The organism is Thioclava sp. F1Mire-8 (assembly GCF_002213165.1).
Lineage (GTDB): Bacteria > Pseudomonadota > Alphaproteobacteria > Rhodobacterales > Rhodobacteraceae > Thioclava > Thioclava nitratireducens.
On sequence record NZ_NBNY01000004.1, the window covers coordinates 1 to 18,157 of the forward strand.

19 protein-coding genes and 1 tRNA gene are annotated in these 18,157 nt (G+C 64.9%); 13 read left to right on the plus strand and 7 right to left on the minus strand.

The annotated features are described in order from the left end of the window. The first annotated feature begins 388 nt into the window (after positions 1-388). The 6 genes from B6V75_RS13595 to B6V75_RS13620 all read left to right on the plus strand — a co-directional run bounded on the left by B6V75_RS13595 (position 389) and on the right by B6V75_RS13620 (position 4,473). Positions 389-577 (plus strand): hypothetical protein, encoded by a 189-nt coding sequence (locus B6V75_RS13595; protein ID WP_172976163.1) that lies wholly within the window; start codon positions 389-391, stop codon positions 575-577. Positions 578-848: 271 nt separating this feature from the next. Beyond that, complete coding sequence (locus B6V75_RS13600) at positions 849-1,892, plus strand: TRAP transporter substrate-binding protein (RefSeq protein WP_088720055.1); 1,044 nt, start codon at positions 849-851, stop codon at positions 1,890-1,892. 2 nt (positions 1,893-1,894) lie between these two features. After that, a complete protein-coding gene (locus B6V75_RS13605; protein WP_088720056.1) occupies positions 1,895-2,407 on the plus strand; it encodes a TRAP transporter small permease in 513 nt (170 codons plus the stop codon). Then, the gene (locus B6V75_RS13610; RefSeq protein WP_088720057.1) at positions 2,400-3,713 is read left to right on the plus strand and encodes a TRAP transporter large permease; all 1,314 of its coding nucleotides are present in this window, start codon (positions 2,400-2,402) and stop codon (positions 3,711-3,713) included. The genes B6V75_RS13605 and B6V75_RS13610 overlap by 8 nt, the downstream gene beginning before the upstream one ends. Positions 3,714-3,782: 69 nt before the next feature. Next, a complete protein-coding gene (locus tag B6V75_RS13615; protein WP_075774285.1) occupies positions 3,783-4,100 on the plus strand; it encodes an antibiotic biosynthesis monooxygenase in 318 nt (105 codons plus the stop codon). Between the two features lie 100 nt (positions 4,101-4,200). After that, positions 4,201-4,473: a hypothetical protein gene (locus tag B6V75_RS13620; RefSeq protein WP_075774286.1), complete on the plus strand. Its 273-nt coding sequence runs from the start codon at positions 4,201-4,203 to the stop codon at positions 4,471-4,473. 15 nt (positions 4,474-4,488) lie between these two features. Here B6V75_RS13620 and B6V75_RS13625 read toward each other — a convergent pair whose 3' ends face one another. Further along, positions 4,489-4,953, minus strand: a complete 465-nt coding sequence (locus tag B6V75_RS13625; protein WP_088720058.1) for a YdcF family protein — start codon at positions 4,951-4,953, stop codon at positions 4,489-4,491. 76 nt (positions 4,954-5,029) lie between these two features. Between B6V75_RS13625 and B6V75_RS13630 the strand changes: the two genes are divergently transcribed. Continuing rightward, positions 5,030-5,629 carry a rhodanese-like domain-containing protein gene (locus B6V75_RS13630; protein ID WP_075774288.1) on the plus strand — a complete coding sequence of 200 codons (600 nt, stop codon included), beginning with the start codon at positions 5,030-5,032 and terminating at the stop codon, positions 5,627-5,629. A gap of 3 nt (positions 5,630-5,632) precedes the next feature. On the opposite strand, the gene B6V75_RS13635 is transcribed toward B6V75_RS13630, so the two are convergent. Together B6V75_RS13635 and uvrB are read right to left on the minus strand one after the other, a co-directional pair. Beyond that, the gene (locus B6V75_RS13635) at positions 5,633-6,391 is read right to left on the minus strand and encodes a DUF6782 family putative metallopeptidase (RefSeq protein WP_146735142.1); all 759 of its coding nucleotides are present in this window, start codon (positions 6,389-6,391) and stop codon (positions 5,633-5,635) included. Then, positions 6,388-8,571, minus strand: a complete 2,184-nt coding sequence (uvrB, locus tag B6V75_RS13640; protein ID WP_088720060.1) for an excinuclease ABC subunit UvrB — start codon at positions 8,569-8,571, stop codon at positions 6,388-6,390. The genes B6V75_RS13635 and uvrB overlap by 4 nt, the downstream gene beginning before the upstream one ends. 413 nt (positions 8,572-8,984) lie before the next feature. Between uvrB and B6V75_RS13645 the strand changes: the two genes are divergently transcribed. Beyond that, positions 8,985-9,296 carry an ETC complex I subunit gene (locus B6V75_RS13645; RefSeq protein ID WP_075774291.1) on the plus strand — a complete coding sequence of 104 codons (312 nt, stop codon included), beginning with the start codon at positions 8,985-8,987 and terminating at the stop codon, positions 9,294-9,296. Between the two features lie 87 nt (positions 9,297-9,383). Here the strand turns inward: B6V75_RS13645 and B6V75_RS13650 are convergent, their stop codons facing one another. From B6V75_RS13650 to B6V75_RS13665, 4 genes are all read right to left on the minus strand, one after another. Then, complete coding sequence (locus tag B6V75_RS13650; RefSeq protein ID WP_088720061.1) at positions 9,384-10,589, minus strand: ABC transporter permease; 1,206 nt, start codon at positions 10,587-10,589, stop codon at positions 9,384-9,386. After that, positions 10,589-11,293, minus strand: coding sequence for an ABC transporter ATP-binding protein (locus B6V75_RS13655; RefSeq protein ID WP_088720062.1), 705 nt, complete (start codon positions 11,291-11,293; stop codon positions 10,589-10,591). Before B6V75_RS13655 ends, B6V75_RS13650 begins: the two co-directional genes overlap by 1 nt. Then, positions 11,290-12,540, minus strand: a complete 1,251-nt coding sequence (locus B6V75_RS13660; RefSeq protein ID WP_088720063.1) for an efflux RND transporter periplasmic adaptor subunit — start codon at positions 12,538-12,540, stop codon at positions 11,290-11,292. The genes B6V75_RS13655 and B6V75_RS13660 overlap by 4 nt, the downstream gene beginning before the upstream one ends. A gap of 189 nt (positions 12,541-12,729) precedes the next feature. After that, a complete protein-coding gene (locus tag B6V75_RS13665; protein WP_088720064.1) occupies positions 12,730-14,802 on the minus strand; it encodes a [FeFe] hydrogenase, group A in 2,073 nt (690 codons plus the stop codon). A 160-nt stretch (positions 14,803-14,962) separates the two neighbouring features. On the opposite strand from B6V75_RS13665, the gene B6V75_RS13670 reads away from it, so the two are divergent. The 5 genes from B6V75_RS13670 to B6V75_RS13690 all read left to right on the plus strand — a co-directional run bounded on the left by B6V75_RS13670 (position 14,963) and on the right by B6V75_RS13690 (position 18,110). After that, entirely contained in the window at positions 14,963-15,811 is an 849-nt protein-coding gene (locus tag B6V75_RS13670) for a hypothetical protein (protein ID WP_088720065.1), read from the plus strand. A 203-nt stretch (positions 15,812-16,014) separates the two neighbouring features. Then, positions 16,015-16,836 carry a lytic transglycosylase domain-containing protein gene (locus tag B6V75_RS13675; protein WP_088720289.1) on the plus strand — a complete coding sequence of 274 codons (822 nt, stop codon included), beginning with the start codon at positions 16,015-16,017 and terminating at the stop codon, positions 16,834-16,836. A 68-nt stretch (positions 16,837-16,904) separates the two neighbouring features. After that, positions 16,905-17,372 carry a GNAT family N-acetyltransferase gene (locus tag B6V75_RS13680; protein ID WP_075774298.1) on the plus strand — a complete coding sequence of 156 codons (468 nt, stop codon included), beginning with the start codon at positions 16,905-16,907 and terminating at the stop codon, positions 17,370-17,372. A 41-nt stretch (positions 17,373-17,413) separates the two neighbouring features. Then, a tRNA-Arg gene (locus B6V75_RS13685) sits at positions 17,414-17,490 on the plus strand. A gap of 146 nt (positions 17,491-17,636) precedes the next feature. Next, positions 17,637-18,110, plus strand: a complete 474-nt coding sequence (locus tag B6V75_RS13690) for a glycine zipper 2TM domain-containing protein (RefSeq protein WP_075776987.1) — start codon at positions 17,637-17,639, stop codon at positions 18,108-18,110. The last annotated feature ends 47 nt before the right edge of the window (positions 18,111-18,157 follow it).

An 18,157-nucleotide genomic window follows, 5' to 3' on the forward strand; every position in this document is an offset into this window, starting at 1 on the left:
ACCTCATGGCCGAAATCCGAGAAACAGACCCCCGAAACTAGGCCAACATAGCCCGTGCCGATCATCGCGATTTTCATATTCTCGTCCTTGCCTGTGCTATGTCGATGCCTTGATTCCCGGGCGGCGAAGATGCAAGCCATTTCCCGGCAAGTTCTGGTAATTCTTCTCAGAATCCGCGCCGCTCAAGAAGCGCAGAATGGTGCCATGTGCCGCGTTAGACACGAATTGTGGGCATTTCATGCAATAAACGTGCCAAAGTGCAACAGTCTTCGCCTCTGCGTGAATGGGCCGTGTAATTCACTCTTTGCAATCCCGGGAAGCTGTGTAAGTCTCGCCGGGAAGCTGCCAGAAAACCCGGCGGCTCCCTACGGTAATGACGGAGATTACTATGAAAAAGATCGCTACCATCGCCCTGGCCCTCGGCCTCACCGGTTCGACCGCTTTCGCCGGTGGCTACACCGCTCCGGTCGTCGAGCCCGAGCCCGTCGTGGTTGAGCAGTCGTCGTCCTCGAACGCCGGCATCATCATCCCGGTTCTGCTGCTGCTCGGCGTTGCTGTCGCAGCCTCGAACAACTAATTTCGGTTAACACCGAATTGGAAGAGGCCGGACGTTAGCGTTCCGGCCTCTTTCATTTCCGGAGATACGGGGTAGGGCCTGACGCTCCGGGGACAGGAAAAGCCCGCGCTTGGCGCGGGTTTTTCTTTTGCGGAAAGAGGAGGGATCCGCCCGAGCGGGGCACCGGATCGCGCGCCGCATGACAGATCCCGTCCTCTCGTGAAAAGCAAAACTGGACGTCGGGGCATCCGCCGGGTAAATCCGCTCTGGACTGCGTGAGAGGGAGCCCCGCATGAGCCAGAGATTCACCCGCCGTGAGAGTTTCGCCCTTGCCGCAGGCGCCGCCGCTCTGGCCGCGCCGCCCGTGTTGGCCGACGAGCCGGAGGTCACTCTGCGACTCCACCAGTTCCTGCCGCTGACCAGCTTCGTGCCCGCCCATATCCTCACACCGTGGATCAAGGCGGTCGAGGAGGCGACGCAGGGCCGGGTTCGCATCCAGCACTACCCCTCCATGCAGTTGGGCGGGAAACCGACCGATCTCGTCGATCAGGTCACCGATGGGGTGGTCGACATCGTCTGGACACTGCCGGGCTACACGCCGGGACGGTTCCCGCGCACCGAGGTGATGGAGCTGCCCTTCATGGTCGCCGAGGCCGAGGCGGCCTCCGCAGCGCTGTGGGAATTGGCGCAAGCGGAGATGGTCGACACGGATTTTCGCGACTTCCATCTTCTGGGCACCTGGGTGCACGGGCCGGGCGTTATCCACGCGAACAAGGCGGTGCGGAACATTCCCGATTTCGAGGGGCTGAAACTGCGCGGGCCTTCGCGGGTGACGACGAAGCTGCTGGAGCATTTCGGCTCGACGGCAGTCGGGATGCCGGTGCCTTCTGTGCCCGAGGCGCTTTCCCGCGGGACGATCGATGGGGCGCTTTTGCCTTGGGAGGTGTCCGCCTCGCTGCACATCGGCGAGCTGGTCCACCATCACACGCAATTCGCCGGGCCTTCGATCTACACCGCGAGCTTCATCCTCGCGATGAACAAGGAGCGCTACGCCGCGCTCGATCCCGAACTGCAAGCCGCGATCGACAGCGTCTCCGGCGCCGACTTCTCGGCGCAGGCGGGCCGTTTGCAGCAGGCCGAGGATATCCCCTCGCGTCAGGCCGCGATGGATCTGGGCAACGAGATCATCACGATCCCGGCCGAGGATACACCTATGTGGAGAGACGCCTCGCAGCCCGTGATCGACGCATGGGTCGCCGAGATGAAAGAGAACGGCGTGCCGGGCGATGAGCTACTGGAAACCGCGCGCGCCCTGATCGAGAAACACTTGTTCTGAGCATGGCTCGCGGCGCGATCGAGAGGGCGGCGCAGGGGCTCGCGCTGCTCGGCGGGCTGGTGCTATTGGCGCTGGTCGTGATGACCTGTCTTTCCAGCCTCGGCGCGCTCGGCTTGAAGGGCGCGCAAGGCGGTTGGCTCCCCGGGGGCGTTGGGATAGGCCCGTTCAAGGCAGGTTTCGAGATCGTCGAACTGAGCCTGCCTGCCATCGTCTACGCTATGATCCCCTTGGTGCAACTGCGCCACGCCCATGCGCGGGTCGAGATCCTGCGTGGCCGTTCGGCGCGCTGGCTTGACCTGTTCTGGCAGTTGGTGGCGGCGGTGTTGTTCGCTGTGATCGCGTGGCGGATCGGATTGGGTATGGGGGCGAAGATGCGCTCGGGCACCACGACCTTCCTGCTGGGGCTGCCGCTCTGGTGGGGCTATGCGGCCTGCTTGCCCGGCGCATGGGGCTCAGCCGTGGTGGTCGCGTGGAACGGCTGGCGGCTTGCGGCTGGCGGGGGATACGATGAGTGATTTCGCCCTCGCATTGACCTCTTTCCCGCTACTGCTCTTGATGATCGCCCTGCGCGCGCCCATCGGTTTGGCGATGCTGGTTCTCGGCGCAGGCGGGCTCTGGGCGCTGACCGGAAGCCCGCAGATCTGGCTCGCCAAGATGAAAAACGAGGGGTTTTCGACCTTCGCCCATTACGAGCTGTCTGTGATCCCGATGTTCCTGCTGATGGGGCAATTCGCGACCCAGGGGGGGATGAGTCGCGCGCTGTTTCGCGCCGCGGACGCGCTGATCGGGCACCGGCGGGGCGGGCTGGCGATGTCAGCGATCGCAGCCTGCGCGGGCTTTGGTGCGATCTGCGGCTCCTCGCTCGCGACGGCGGCGACGATGGGGCGTGTGGCACTGCCCGAGATGCGGGCGGCGGGCTATTCGAGCGCGCTCGCCACCGCGACGCTCGCGGCGGGCGGCACGCTCGGCATCCTGATCCCGCCCTCGATCGTACTGGTGATCTTCGCGATCCTCACCGAGCAGAACATCGCGACGCTCTTCGCCGCCGCCGTGCTGCCGGGGTTGCTGGCGGTTCTGGGCTACGTGATCGCGACGCGCGCCTACCTGATCCGGCATCCTGACGCCGCCGGCGCTCCGCGCGCTGCGCTCAATTTGACCCAACGTGTGCGGGCGCTGATTGGAATCTGGCCAGTGGTCGCGATCTTCGCACTCGTCGTAGGTGGCATCTATGGCGGCATCGTTTCGCCCACCGAAGGTGCGGCCATCGGCGCGGCGCTGACCGGGATCGCCGCCTGGGCCTCGGGGGGCTTGCGCGGAGGCGGGCTGGTGCGCGCCCTTTTGGAGACCGCGCAGACGACCGGGATGGTGTTCTTCATCATCCTTGGCGCGGCGGTCTATAACGGGTTCCTCGGCTTCGCGCGCTTCCCGCAGGAACTCGCGCAGATCATCACCGGCGCGGGGGTGTCTCCGTGGGCTGTGCTGATCGCGATGCTGGTTCTTTATCTCGTGCTCGGCTGCTTCATGGACAGCCTCTCGATGATCCTGCTGACCGTTCCGACCTTCTGGCCGATCGTCGCGGGGCTCGATTTCGGCCTCGACCCGCAGGCACTCGCGATCTGGTTCGGGGTGCTGGTGCTGATCGTGGTCGAGGTCGGGCTGATCACGCCGCCCGTGGGCATGAACCTCTTCGTCATTTCCGCCATCGAAGGGCAGGGGCCGGGCCGCGCGAGCTGGGGCGCGGTCAGCTGGTTCGTCGGCGCCGATCTGATCCGGATCGCGCTGATCGTAGCGATCCCGGCACTGGCGCTTCTGCCGCTCTGATACGGGAGAACAAAAGAGCGGTGATTTCTGCGCGCTTCTGTGCGAGCATGACCCGGAGGAGGACCGCCCATGACCGAGATTACCAGCGATTTCAAAGGGCAGACCGTGATCTGCACCTTCGAGATGACGCCCGCCACAGCCGACGAATTGATGGAGAAGCTGCAAGCCGCCTATGCCGAGGTGATCTCGAAAGCGCCCGGTTTCATCGGCGCGGGGCTGCATATGAACGACGCGCGCACGCGGATCGCGACCTATTCCAAATGGCACGAGCGCGGCGACTATCAGGCGATGCTGCGCAGCCCCGAGATGATCGAGCGCAACCGGGTCATCTACACGCTCTGCCGCAATTTCGAGCCGGTGATGTACGAAGTTTCCGCCGATTTCTGACTGGCGCGCACGGGGCGCTGCGCTGCCGAAATAGGCGCGCGAAGAGGGAACTTCAGAGCGCGCCTCGCGTTGATGTGAAAAGACATATCGGAGTGAAATCATGGAAAGCGTTCTGCAAGCAATCGGCACGGTCGGCCTGATCCTTCTCGTGCTCGCAGGTCTTCTGGCGGGCTGGATCGCGAGCGTCGTCTCGGGCGGACGGCACAAAGCCGCCTATCTGGCGATCGGCGTCGTCGGCGCCCTCATCACCCCGTTCATCGTGGCCCTTCTGGGCGGAGCGGTGCTTGCGGCGGGCGGCCTGCTTGCGATAATCGCCATCGCGCTTGTCGGGGCGGTGATCGTGCTGATCATCGGCAAGATGATCCTCGACTGACGCATGCGGCGCGGGTCAGGGCAAGGGCCCGCCCCGCGCCATCCACCATCCCAGCTTCAGGTAGGCGAAGCCTTCGCGGGCGCGGGCCTTCGCGCTTGCGCGGTGCGTGGGGCAATCCGCGCGTGCCCGCAGCCCCATCCGGCGCGCGATCATCACCGCGCGCGGTGCGTGGTAGGGATCGGTCACGATGGTTACCTCGTCGCCATCCAGATGCGCCTGCGCGAAGCCGATATTCTCGTAAGTGCTGGTCGAGCGATCTTCGAGAAAGATCGCCTCAGAATCCACACCTTCCGCGCGCAATATCCGGGCCATCACTTCCGCCTCGCTCGGTGGATACCGCCCGACACCCCCGCAGCAGATCACCCGCTCCGCCGCGCCCGCGTGCCATAGCGCAGCCGCGTGCCGCGTGCGCCGTAGCAAGGTGGGGGACGGGGCGCCCTCCGCCCAGACAGCCGCACCGAGGATCAAAATCGCTCTCATTTCGTTGAGCTAAAGATCCGCACGTCCGGCGACAAGGCCGGGATTTATGTTAAGATCACGAAAAAGGGAGGTTATCATGCGTTTCATGTTTCTTGCCGCGCTGCTTGTTGCCGCGCCTGTTCTGACCGCGCCCGCTTTCGCCGAGCCGGTGAATATTCGCCCGGACGTTATGTCCGTGACCGTGGAGACTGCCAAGGGGCCGGTCGAGATCAAGCGGATTCAGGATAACGAGAACAAGCTGGAAGGCGAGTGGGCCAAGACCTCGCGCCCCTGTCCGAATTTCTGCATCCAGCCGATGATCCCGGCGCCGGGTGTGACCCCGGTGGGTGAACTGGAGATGATGGAGTTTCTCAAGGATCCCAACGTGGTGGTCGTCGACGGACGTGTGACCCGCGATTTTGAGGGCGGTGCGATCCCCGGTGCGATCAATATTCCCTATATGGAAGCCCCCGATCGTCTGGGCGAGCTTGGCTGCCAGCCCGATTTCGAGGGCTTCATCTGCGATGGTCCGGACGTGAAATCGGTCGCGCTTTACTGCAACGGTCCGTGGTGCGGCCAGTCGCCGACAGCCGCGCGCCGGATGATCGAAGCCGGCTTCCCGGCGGAAAAGATCTATTACTACCGCGGCGGGATGCAGCAATGGCGGCTGCTGGGCTTGACGGTCAGCGGCGGCTGACCCTCATCCTCCGGATTCTGCGCAAGGGTAGGCTTCGCCATCGGGAAGCCGACAAAGCGCGTTGAAGAAGCCGCTGGAAAGTCGATCATAGCTGAGCATTCTGTGGTCCCGGTCGCGGGACTCGAGATAATCGCTGCACGACGCGAGGTAGTACAGCTCGCGTCGTTCGTCTTTCGCGTACCATTGGGTGAACGCGGCGCTGGCCGCGCTGATGAGATCGCCCGAGCGGCCCATTTCCGCCTCGAACGCGGTCGCGATATCGGCCTGCATTGGCCAGGTCGCCAGCGCGTTCCAGGTGTCGGGCATCTCGGCTTTGCGCAAGTCCCAGGCGACGGCGAGACTGTAGGTGGTGGCATCGGCCTCCATCGCGAAGATCGCGCGGGCGTTTTCCTTCATCGACAGGTTCGGCTCGGGGCAGGAGCCGTGGAATTTCTGCTCCAGATGGCGCAATTCGTGAATCAGAACTGCCTTTTGCAAAGCGGGTGCCATATCGGTGGCGATCACGAGCCGGGAGGAGCGCGGCTCGAAATATCCCCGCGCATCGTGCAGCGTGTCGGCAACACACAGCTCTCTAGCGTCTCGAAAGAGCGCAACATGCAGGCTCGGCCAGCGGTCGAGAGCGGGACGCAGCTGATCGACGATGGTTGCGACCTCGGGGGGATCGTCGAATGGCGGTGCGGCGCAGGTTAGTATCTGGGCCTGCGCGGGCACGGCGAGCGCACCGAGCCAGAGGCTCAGCAAGAGGCGCCGGACAAGCCTCACCGACCCTTCCGCCGCTTCACACCCCCGCGCTGGCCCGGGCGACCCGCAGTAGACCGGCCCGTCGCCTTGACCGCAGCCTCGCTTGCCGCTTCCACTGCGGACTGTCGTGCGAGTGGGTCGTCGTGGACGGCGAGGTCCACCGCTTCGAGACGTTTCACCTCGTCGCGCAGGCGGGCGGCTTCCTCGAATTCCAGATCTTCGGCGGCCTTGCGCATCTTCGCACGCATGTCATCCAGATGGGCCTGAAGGTTGGCCCCCGGCTTCACCGCATCGACCTTGGCGGTCACGCGCGACATGTCGGTGTCGCCCTGATAGAGGCCCGCCAGAACGTCATCGACATTCTTCTTGATCGTCTCCGGCGTGATGCCGTGTTCCTCGTTATAGGCGATCTGCTTGGCGCGGCGGCGGTCGGTCTCGTCCATCGCGCGCTGCATCGAGCCGGTGATCCTGTCAGCATACATGATGACCCGCCCCTCGGAGTTCCGTGCGGCGCGGCCGATGGTCTGGATCAGCGAGGTTTCCGAGCGCAGGAAGCCCTCCTTGTCGGCATCGAGGATCGCGACCAGCCCGCATTCGGGAATGTCCAGACCCTCGCGCAGCAGGTTGATCCCGATCAGCACGTCGAACGCGCCCAAGCGCAGGTCGCGCAAGATCTCGATCCGCTCGATCGTGTCGATGTCGGAGTGCATGTAGCGCACGCGAACGCCCTGCTCGTGCAGGTATTCGGTCAGATCCTCGGCCATGCGTTTGGTCAGCGTGGTGACCAGTGTGCGATAGCCGCGCGCCGCGACGGTGCGGATTTCATCGAGCACATCGTCCACCTGCGTCTCGACCGGGCGGATTTCCACGATCGGGTCCAGAAGGCCGGTCGGGCGAATGACCTGTTCGGTGAAGACGCCGCCGGTCTGTTCCAGCTCCCATGCGGCGGGCGTCGCCGAGACGAAAACCGACTGCGGGCGCATCGCATCCCATTCCTCGAACTTGAGAGGGCGGTTATCCATGCAAGACGGCAGGCGGAAGCCGTGTTCTGCCAGCGTGAACTTGCGCCGATAGTCCCCGCGATACATGCCGCCGATCTGGGGCACGGTGACGTGGCTCTCGTCGGCGAAGACGATCGCGTTGTCGGGGATGAATTCGAAGAGGGTGGGCGGCGGCTCACCGGGTGCGCGACCCGTGAGGTAGCGCGAATAGTTTTCGATCCCGTTGCAGACGCCGGTCGCCTCCAGCATCTCCAGATCGAAATTCGTGCGTTGTTCGAGGCGCTGCGCCTCCAGCAGCTTGCCTTCCTCTTCCAGCTGTTTGAGCCGGAGCGCCAGCTCCTTGCGGATGCCCTTGGCCGCTTGCTGCAGGGTCGGGCGTGGTGTGACGTAGTGGCTGTTCGCGTAGATGCGGATCTGGTCGAAACTGTCGGTCTTCGCGCCCGTCAGCGGGTCGAACTCCGTGATCGCCTCCAGCTCTTCGCCGAAGAAGGAGAACCGCCAGGCGCGGTCCTCCAAGTGGGCGGGCCACAGATCGACCGTGTCGCCCTTCACCCGGAACGCGCCGCGCTGGAAGGCCGCGTCGAGGCGTTTGTACTGTTGCGCCACCAGCTCGTTGATGAACTTGCGCTGCTCGATCAGGTCGCCGGTCTTGAGATCCTGCGTCATCGCCGAATAGGTCTCGACCGAGCCGATGCCGTAGATGCACGAGACCGAGGCCACTATGATCACGTCGTCACGTTCCAGAAGCGCCCGGGTGGCCGAGTGGCGCATCCGGTCGATCTGCTCGTTGATCTGTGATTCCTTCTCGATATAGGTGTCCGAGCGCGGCACGTAGGCTTCGGGCTGGTAGTAGTCATAATATGAGACGAAATATTCCACCGAGTTTTCGGGGAAGAAGCTCTTGAACTCGCCGTAGAGCTGCGCGGCCAGGGTCTTGTTGGGCGCGAGGATGATCGCGGGGCGCTGAGTCTCCTCGATCACCTTTGCCATGGTGAAGGTCTTGCCGGTCCCGGTCGCCCCGAGCAGCACCTGATCGCGCTCCATCGCCTCGATCCCGGAAGACAGCTCTGCAATCGCGGTGGGTTGGTCGCCGGCCGGAGCGTACTGAGTGTGCATCACGAACCGCTTGCCGCCTTCCAGCTTGGGGCGGGTAAGCACATCGGGGCGTTCGGTGGGCAGATTGGTATTGTTGTGGGGCATCGGGCAGACCTTTTGCTTGCTCCCCAGATTTGTCCTCTTTTCGTTCGCATTCAAGGGTTTGCGAGGGAGGACGCGGAAAGCTTAATGCGTGCTGTCGGATTGTCCATATTTAACAGAGGCTTGTGGCGGAGTTCGACCAAGGGGCGCGTCGGTCCGGCGGAGCGTCTTTTGCCTCTTGGGGCGTGTCCGACCGCCGAGCGGCGCGTCACCCTGAGCTTGCCCTCCGGTCGGTCCGCAGGTCCGCCACATTCTTCGTGCAAAGCGGATGCCCGGGCAACAGCGGCGGGCGGTCTTCCTTCCTTCCCGCTGCACCCTGCATAATCGCCGCGCATCCGTTGCCATTGCGCTCCGGGGCTTGCGATTTGTTGCAGATGCACTAAGAAAAGCCAGAGGTATCGCAGAGGAGTTTGCCCATGCGCGCGCGCATTTACCAACCCGCCCGCAACGCCATGCAATCGGGCAACGCGAAGACGCGGTTCTGGTATCTCGACTACGTCGCTGCCGACGCTCGCGAAATCGACCCGCTGATGGGCTGGACCAGCTCGAACGACACGCAGGCGCAGGTACGGCTGCGCTTCGAGACACGCGAAGCGGCGGAAGCCTATGCCAAGGAAAAGGGCATCGATTACGTCGTGACCGAGCCGCATAAGCGCGCCCCGAATGTCCGCGCTCGCGGCTACGGCGAGAACTTCGCCACCGACCGCCGCGCGAACTGGACGCACTGAGGGGCCAGGTCATCACCAACGAATGACGAGAACGGCGTTGCGGTGGCAGCGCCGTTTTGCGTTTCAGGGGCCACCCGGCCACCGCCTCTACTGGTAATGAAGCGCATCGATCGGGTCGAGCCGTGCCGCGCGTCGCGCCGGGAAGTAGCCGAAGACCATTCCCACTACCGCCGAGAAGCCGAAGGCGAGAAGAATGATATCCGGGCGTGGCGAGAAGGGGATCGCCATGATCCGCGACGCGACATAGGCGAGGCCGAGGCCGAAGAGGATGCCGATGATCCCGCCCAGAACCGAGAGCACGACGGCCTCCACCAGAAACTGCATCAGCACCTGATGCGCCTGCGCGCCGACCGAGAGGCGGATGCCGATCTCGCGGGTACGCTCGGTCACCGAGACGAGCATGATGTTCATGATGCCGATGCCGCCCACCAGCAGGCTGACCGCCGCGACGGAGGAGAGCAGGCCGGTGAGCACCGAGTTGACCGAATTGAGCATCGAACTCAGCTCGGCCATGTCGAAGACCGAGAAATCGTCCTCTTCGCCGATGGCGATGCGACGCCGCTCGCGCATCAGGGTCTCAATGTCGGAGGTCGCCCGGGCCGTCGACACGTTCGGCGCGACCTGAACCGAGATCGTGGAAACGTCCTGACTGCCCATCAGCCGTCTTTGCACCGTTCGGATGGGCATGATGACGAGATCGTCCTGATCCTGCCCGAACGAGCCTGCGCCTTTCGCCTTCAGCAAGCCGATCACCTCGCAGGAAATCGACTTGATGCGGACCTTCTCGCCGGTCGGATCGGTCGCGCCGAACAGGGTCGTCCGCACGGTCTCGCCGATGATGCAAAGATTGGCGCCGCTGCGATCCTCGGCCGGGGTGAAGCTGCGCCCGAGTGCGAGAGACCAGCCACCGATATCGAGATAGGCGGAGGTCGTCCCGGTGATCGACGTCATGCGGTTGTTATTGCCGAACACGGCCGTGGCCGCGGTCGAGACGACCGGCGCGACGGCGGAGAGGCTGCTCAGGTCTTTCAGCGCCTCGGCGTCCGACAGCTTGAAGGGCGGGGCGGCCTCGCGCGATCCGGGCCCCATCATCCGCGCACCGGATCGCAGGACGAGAACATTGGTGCCGAGCGCGGCGACATTCGCCGAGACCTGTTCCGAGGAACCTTGCCCGACGGTCATCATCGCGATGACGGCCGCCACCCCGATCACGACGCCCAGCACGGTGAGAAAGGAGCGAAGCGCGTTTCGGGTGATCGCGGTGAGTGCGAGCCGGATGGTTTCCCAGAGCATCACAGGGCCCCCTCGCGCATCTTCTCGTCACGCACGACCCGGCCGTCGGTGAAGACGACGAGGCGCGAAGCGTAGGCGGCCATATCCTCCTCATGCGTGACCATGACGATGGTCAGGCCGGACTCGCGGTTGAGATCCTGCATCAGGTCCATGATCTCGACGCTGCGTTTGGTGTCGAGATTGCCCGTGGGCTCGTCGGCGAGCATAACCATCGGCTCTCCCGCAAGCGCCCGCGCGATCGCGACCCGTTGCTGCTGACCACCCGAGAGCTGCGACGGCGTGTGATCCTCGCGCCCCTCAAGCCCGACGCGTGCCAGAGCCAGCTGGGCGCGCGCCACGCGTTCGGCCTTCCGCATCCCTTTGTAGATCAGCGGAAGTTCGACGTTCTCCAGCGCGGTGGTGCGCGGCAGAAGGTTGTAGCCCTGAAAGACGAAGCCGAGGTAATGCCTGCGCAGCAGGGCCCGTTGATCGCGGTTCAGGGTCGCGACCTCGACGCCGTTGAACAGGTAATTCCCCGCGGTGGGCCGGTCGAGGCAGCCGATGATATTCATTGCGGTCGACTTTCCCGACCCCGAGGGGCCCATGATCGCAAGGAATTCCCCCGGTTCGACGCGAAGATCCACGCCGTCGAGGGCACGCACGAGGGTCTCCCCGTGGCCGTAGTGGCGCTCGATTCCGCGCAGTTCGAGGAGCGGCTCACTCATCGCGACGTGTCCCGCTGATCGGTGATGACCTGATCGCCGACGACCAGGTCGCCTTCGGTGACGATCGTGAACTTGCCATTCGTCGCCCCCGGCGTGACCGCAACCTCGACAGGGGTGCCCTCGCGAAGAACCCAGACGGATTTCCCGCTCGCGGTACCGCTCTCCGAACCCGGTCGGCTCGGTATCACGAGGCCGATGAGCCCGCTCGCGCCATTGCCTGCGTCTTCGACCTCTTGCGGGGGCGCATAGCGCAGCGCCGCATTCGGGATCAGGAGCGCGTCCTTGGCCTCGTCCACGGTGATCGTCGCCGTCGCGGTCATGCCGGGGCGCAACAGCAGGTCGGCATTGTCGACCGCCAGCACACCCTTGTAGGTCACGACATCGTCGGTTGTCTCGGGGGCGTAGCGCACCTGCGTGATCGTCGCCGGGAAAGAGCGACCGGAATAGGCGTCGACGGTGAATGTCGCGTCATTGCCGACCGCGACCTGACCGATATCCGCCTCGTCGATATCGACGAGCAACTGCATGCGGCGCAGGTCCTCGGCGAGCGTGAACAAGGTGGGCGCGGATAGCGAGGCGGCCACGATCTGACCGGCCGAGACATTGCGGTCCAGAACGACGCCGTTGATCGGGGACCGGATGACCGATTTCTCCAGATCGTCCTTCTCCAAAGCAAGGTTCGCCTCGGCCAAAGTCAGCGACGCTTTCGCGGCCTGAACGGCCGCCACCGCGCGATCGCGCTGCGCGATATAGGTGACGAAGGTGCTATGGGTCGAGACGCCGCGCCGGTCCAGTTCCGCCTGTGTCTCATAAAGCGCCGTCGCTTCTTTCTGCGTGGCTTCGGCCTGTGCGAGCTGCGCCTTGGCGGCCGCGAGCGCGGCCTCGGCATTGGCGACCTGCGCCTTGAATTTCGTATCGTCGAGCCGCGCGAGGACCTGACCCACTTTGACCTCGTCGTTATAGTCGACGTCGATGCTTGCCAGCGTACCCGACAGCTCCGAGGAGACCTCGACTTCCGTCGTGGGCTGCACCGTGCCGGTCGCGGTGACCGTGACGGTCAAATCGCCCCGGGTGACGGCCTGCGTGATGTAGCTCGTGCCGGTGCTGTCGCGGGACGGCGCCAACCAGACCCAAGCGCCGACCGCGATCACGAGGGCCCCCGCGCCGAGGGCCCAGAGCCGCCAAGGTCGGCGGCTTTTCGCGCTGGACAATACGTGTTCGATCTCGTCGCGGCTCTGACTCGGCATGATGAATCCGTTCCGGTTTCTCGTCCCGCAGGGAGGGCAGGTGTGATACGTCGCAAAGGATGAACCCCGTCGCCCGCTATGGCTTTGCTCTAGAACAAGAAGGGAAGAAGAAACGCGCGTGGGGTCGGCGAGTTGATCAATTCGCGATCTGTCGTCGGCCGCTGCGGGCAATGCTTGCACATCACCGCATCAAAGGACCGTGCGCGTGAGGGTCTTGATCGCCATCTGCGAATATCCGTCCTCCTCCACGGTGCTCAGCTCCAGATCGAAGCGGCTGCGGCTCCCGTCGGGGGCGAGGACCGTGAGATCGTCTGTATCGGCCGCGGTTTCCATCTGGTGGCGCGCATATTTCGCGCCGCGCAGGTTCGGCGGAAGCTTCGCGTCGATGAGCCCCGCGATCTCGTCCGCGCCGGTCAGCACGCCGAAGGGAGAGGCGGTCGACCAGACCCCGTCGGGATGAAACAGCTTTGCAGCCGCCGCACCGTCGCGCCGGTCCACGCAATCCAGAAAGCGCATCAGCAGCGAGCGTTTGGAATGTCTGGCGGCGTAATGGGTGTGGAGCAGATGGTGCGCGGTCGGGGAGTTCGGCGCGCCCAGTTCCGAGGCATAGAGCGCCTGCACATCCGCATTCTCATAGGAACGGCGGCGCGGTGCCTTTGCATCGACGCTGTAGATCGCCTTGGCGCGTTTTTGCAGAATTTGCGGGTCCATGGATTTCGGCTCGCCGCCGCCGCCGAGGCAGCCACCGACGCAGGCCATGACCTCGATCGCGACATAGTCCTCGCGCCACGTCTCATCCTCCAGCATGCGCTGGGCGGACGCGATCCCGTTGCACACGGCCACCGTGCCGACGCCGGGAATGGTCGCGGTCTTCACGCCCTCGCGCACACCGCGCAGTGCCTCCCATTCCAGCGGCAGATCGTGCTCGACCCCTTTGAAATGCGCAGCCGTGCGGACCATCGCCTCCATGACGCCGCCCGAGGCGCCGAATATCTGGGCGGCCCCGGTGCTCTCGCCCAGCGGGCTGTCGAATTGCCCGTCCTCGGAGAGCGCCCCGAACGGGATCCCGCGCGACCGGATCATCCGCGCCAGCTCTCGGGTGGTGAGCACATGATCCACGTCGCCCGAGACGCCGGGCCGCTGAGCCTCGTCCTTCTTGGCGGTGCAGGGCATCACGCTCACCACGTAGGGTTCGGCCTTGCCGTCTGCGAAATCAGGGCCCAGTGACCGCGCGAAGCGGCCCCGTTTGGCGATCGCGCCATGCATCTGCTGTGGCGATTTGGTCGTGCTCAGATGCGGCAGAAGATCGGGCCGGTTCAACTCGACCCAATTCACCCAACCCGGACAGCAGGAGGTGAACAGCGGCAAATCCGTGCCCGCCTCGAGGCGCGACAGCAATTCAGTGCCTTCCTCCATGATCGTGAGATCGGCGGCGAAATTCGTGTCGAACACATAATCGAACCCCAAGAGCCGCAGCGCATTGATCAGGCGCCCCGTGCTGACAGTTCCCGACTCCAGACCGAATTCCTCGCTGATGGCGATGCGGGTCGCCGGGGCGACCTGAACCACGGAGACGCGCCGATGGGCATCGAGCGTGCGCAGCACCTCGTGCCAGTGCGGGGCCTCAATCAGCGCGCCAACCGGGCAGACAAGCGTGCACTGGCCGCAGGAAATGCAGTTGGTCTGCGACAGCGGCACGTCGAAGACGGTGACGGGGCGCCGGTCGAAGCCCCGATTGGCGAAGCCGATCACGTTCTGGTTCTGCACGCTGTCGCCGCAGACCTCCGCGCAAAGCCCGCATTCGATACATTTCGACAAGTCCCGCCAGATGCTGGGGGAGGTGTGATCGCAGGAGAGTTCTTCCGACGCGGTGACGGCCCCGGCCGGCGTCTTCGGCCAACGCTCTTCCCACTGGTTCTCATGGACGAGACGCTGGAGCTGGCACGCCCCGTTCACTTCGCAGCGCATGCAGTCGTTCGGATGCCGCGCGAGCAGCCATTCCGCATCGGCTTTCCGAAAGGCAGTCAGCGCTTCGCTGTCCGTCGTCACCACGTCCCCATCCTTCGCCAGAGTGCGACAGGCCGGTTGCGGGTTCTGCGTGCCCTCGATCTCCACGAGGCACATGCGGCACACGGCATGGGCGGGCAGGCCGGGATAATGGCACAAGGTCGGGATGTGGATGCCGGCTGTCTTCGCCGCCTCCAGCAAGCTGGTGCCGTCCGCGACGTCGATATGTCGCCCATTGATCGTCAGCGTGATCATGCGAAGAAACCTCCCGATCCGATAAGTATAACAGAGGCTCCCGTCGTCGCAGAAGGTCCACCTTCGGTCTGCCTCGCAGCCCGGTCGGCGAGGCGGATTCCCGGTTTTCGGCTCGGTCGTGCTACACTGACGCTTGATAGTGTTCGAAAGGACGGCGTGAATGGCCCGAGCCACCCGGACATCGCAACCAGCCCCGCTCTGGGGCATCGGCGCATATTGGCGCGGCGCGTACCCGCCGTGGATCGCGCTTATAGTCGTGCTCATCGGCGGGCGGTTCGCCGTGGCTCGGCTTTGGCAGGTCGTGTCGCCGCCGGTGCCAATGCCACTCTTCTCAATGCTCATCCTCGCGGACATCGCGCTGGCGGTATGGCAGGTGGTGGGGGCGTGGCGCAGCGTCTCACATTGGGTCGATGCGCGGGCACGGGGCGATGTGCTGTTCGCCGCGCGTGTGGCGATCGGGGCCGTCGCGGTGGTGAGCGCGACGCATGCGCTCGACCAATCGGCACGGCAAACAATGGCCTTGGCGCCGATCGCTCATGCCGGGCCGATGCCGCTGGAGGTGCGAAACGGCATCGCCTATCTCACCGGCGATATCAGCTACGATCTTCTGGCTCGGTTCGAGGCGACCCCGACGCAGGGCGTCTCGGCGATCGATCTCGACAGCGCCGGTGGGCACGTCTTTGCCGCCCGCGCGCTGGCGCAGCGCGTGATGAGGCGGGGGCTGAAGACGCGGGTGACGAAGCGATGCTACTCGGCCTGCACGCTGATTTTCATGGCAGGCGCGCATCGCGATCTTGGCCCCGAAGGGAAGCTGGGTTTTCACGGCTACAGCCTGGAAGCTTACCCGTTGCCGATCGACATCGGAAAAGAGGAGGAGATCGACCGCGCTTTCCTGCGCGAGCGTGGCGTGACGGCGCGCTTCGCCGCGCGGGCCTTCGCGACACCGCATGCCGATATCTGGCGGCCTGACCGGCACGCGCTGACCGCCGCCGGGGTGCTGCGCGACTAGGGCTGCGCGACTGGGGCTGAGCGACCGCTGCTTGAAGCCAGCCCATTCGTCCATGCAGCCGCACGATGTCTGGTGACTTCGTCCTTGAACTCGCGCTGGCCCCACGCCGGGAATCCCGGTAATTTTCCGCAATGCGAGCCGTCCTTTCCGCCCTGATCCTCTGTGCCCTCGCGGGGGCGCCGAACGCGCAACCGGCGCGGGCGATGATCGGTCCGCCCGCGCCCGATCTGCGCTGCACCGCGGACGGGCGGCGATGTATCGGACTGACGGATTATTTCGCCGACACCTGCGGGCTCATTCAAAGCGCGGCCGACGAAGCTGGGCTCGATCCGGGCTATTTCGCGCGGCTTTTGTGGCGCGAAAGCCGGTTCGATCCGGCGGCGATCAGCCCGGCGGGCGCGCAGGGTATCGCGCAATTCATGCCGGGCACGGCGCGGCTGCGCGCGCTTGCCGACCCGTTCAACCCGGCGGAAGCGATCGAGGCCTCGGCGCGTTACCTCGGCGAGATGGCCAGACGCTTCGGCAATCCCGGCCTCGCAGCGATCGGCTATAACGGCGGCGAGGATCGCGCGGCGGGCTTCATTGCGAAGACCGACGGCCTCGCGGGAGAAACCCGGGCCTATGTCCGCGCGATCACCGGCCACTCGGCAGAAGACTGGCGCGACACGCCGCCAGATGGGGTGGATTACAGGCTCGATGGCGATACGCCTTTCCTCGTCGCCTGCACCACATTGGCGGAGGGTCAGGCGATCCGCGAATTCCGCGATCCGGTCCCGCCCTGGGGCGTCATCGTGGCCGCCGGGCGCACCCAGAGATCGGCCGAGACTTTCGGGAAAAAGGCTGCCGCGCGCCACTCCGGGGTTATCGGCGACGCCAAGCTGCGCTTCGTACGTGCGGTCATGCCGGGCTTCGGACGACGCGCGCAATACACCGCGCAGGTCCCGGCGGGTTCGCGCAAGGAGGCGCTGGCGACCTGCGAGAAAATCCGCGGTGGGGGCGGCTTCTGCAAAGTCATTCGCAACTGATGCGTTTTCGCGCTGGAGGCCGGCGCGCGCCATGCCTAATCTGCCGCCGATACGAATGAGGACGCCCAATGCAAGACACGATCGAAATCGCGCGCGAGACCCCGCTGGGGGGCGATCTCGCAGAGCTTCACGCCCGCCACGCGGCGGCGATGCACGCCGATACGCCGCCGGAGTCGATCCATATGCTGCCGCCCGATGCGCTCGCCGCGCCCGGCATCTCGTTTTTCGTTATGCGGCAGGCGGGACGCCCGGTCGGCATGGGGGCGCTGAAGCGCATCGCGCCCGATGAGGGCGAGATCAAGTCGATGCACATCCTTTCCGAAATGCGCGGGCAGGGGCTGGCGCAGCGGATGCTCGAGCAGTTGGTCGAAGCCGCCCGCGCCGAGGGCATGGCGCGCCTCTATCTCGAGACCGGATCGCAGGACTCCTTCGCCCCGGCGCGCCAGCTTTACCTGCGCGCGGGCTTTACGGAATGCGGGCCCTATGTCGGCTACCAGCCCGATCCGAATTCCGTCTTCCTGATGCGCGCGATCTGAACTTGCGCCGCGCGCCCCGATCGCGCATTTAGGGGCCACGCGGTCCCTTAGCTCAACTGGATAGAGCAGCTGACTTCTAATCAGCAGGTTGAGGGTTCGAGTCCTTCAGGGATCGCCAAGAAACTTTCTCCCCTCCATGCAGCCTCCGCCTGCGACTTCTTCGCGCGTATTGTCCGAAAACAAGGAAACGCTCTCTGAGTCGCGGCAAGCTCTTCCTACGCCCCGATGTCGACGACATGCGGCGGAGCTACCATGGAGGTTCAAATGCGTTTCTTTCTTCTTGTCCTGCCGGCGGCGCTGAGCGTCGCTGCCTGTAACCCGACGCCGGGTCCCTATGCGACCGGGCCCTATAACGGCCCGGCCCCCGGCACGCGCACCACCTACAATTACGAGAGTGTGGAATACGGCCGCATCGTCGCGATGCAGCCGGTCACGATGCGCCGGACCAGTGACGGCGACCAGATCGTCGGCGCGGTCACGGGCGGTCTCGTCGGTGCCGTGATTGGCCATCAGCTCGGCTCAGGGAAAGGCAAGGACGTGATGACCGGCGTCGGCGCGATCGCGGGCACGATCGTCGGTAGCAACATCGCCAGCCAGGGCGGCACCTACACCTCCTATGCGTGGACCGTGCGGCTCGACAATGGCGGCTCGATCACCGTGATCCAGATGTCGAACCAGTTCCGCGTCGGCGACAGGGTGAGCGTCGTGCGCAGCGGCAACCAGGTCTACCTGCGATAGCATCTTTCGGCGCAGGGCCGGGTGAGGGCGCGCGATTGCGATGCGGT